General features: G+C 43.6%; 3 tRNA genes and 1 rRNA gene. All 4 read right to left on the bottom strand.

Features of this window, described 5'->3' with window-relative positions:
• Positions 1-374 precede the first annotated feature (374 nt).
• Positions 375-450: transfer RNA gene (locus tag V1U08_RS22890), tRNA-Val, on the bottom strand.
• A 30-nt stretch (positions 451-480) separates the two neighbouring features.
• Positions 481-556: transfer RNA gene (locus V1U08_RS22885), tRNA-Lys, on the bottom strand.
• Positions 557-558: 2 nt separating this feature from the next.
• Positions 559-634 (bottom strand) — tRNA-Glu (locus V1U08_RS22880).
• A 91-nt stretch (positions 635-725) separates the two neighbouring features.
• Positions 726-791: ribosomal RNA gene (locus V1U08_RS22875) — 16S ribosomal RNA — on the bottom strand; the annotation flags it as partial.

The following is a 791-nucleotide window of genomic DNA, read 5'->3' as shown; positions in this document are numbered from 1 at the left end:
ATCGCCTCTGACTGCCAAGGCATCCACCGTGTACGCTTAGTCACTTAACCATACAACCCGAAGGAGTTTCGAATTGATGTTAAACAACCAAAGTTGCTGTCTCATTATTTGAATGAGCGAGACAGCTTTCGATTTTGCCGGACTCAAATTCCAAGAACACTTGAATGTGTTTTTAGTTGTATTCAAATACATGAATACTTTGAGAACTTTACAAACAACAATAAATTGTTGTTTTGTCAGCTTTCCAAATTGTTAAAGAGCTATGTTTCTTCACAAGGAAGTACATTTTCTAAAGACTTTCAGAGTCAAAAATACCAACCAGTATCAATTGCTTGCTCTGGTTTGGATGTTTTATTCCAAAAATGCTTAGAGAATGGTGGGCGATACCGGGCTCGAACCAGTGACCCCCTGCTTGTAAGGCAGGTGCTCTCCCAACTGAGCTAATCGCCCACATAAGTTTTAATTCTTCGTGGAGAAGAATGGTGGGTCGTGCAGGATTCGAACCTGCGACCAATTGATTAAAAGTCAACTGCTCTACCAACTGAGCTAACGACCCAATGGTATCCCGTAGGGGAGTCGAACCCCTGTTACCGCCGTGAAAGGGCGGTGTCCTAGGCCTCTAGACGAACGGGACACTAAGTTGAACATCTTGGGGGATGTTCTATCTCTTAAACTTCATAAACCATATCAATCTGTGTGGACACTCATCGTGAATAATCATCGTATAAGGAGGTGATCCAGCGCCAGGTTCCCCTAGCGCTACCTTGTTACGACTTCACCCCAGTCATGAA

The organism is Vibrio sp. YYF0003, from assembly GCF_036350715.1.
Lineage (GTDB): Bacteria > Pseudomonadota > Gammaproteobacteria > Enterobacterales > Vibrionaceae > Vibrio > Vibrio natriegens.
The sequence above is the reverse complement of the archived record's forward strand: the minus strand, read 5'-3'. Positions and strand labels throughout refer to the sequence as shown.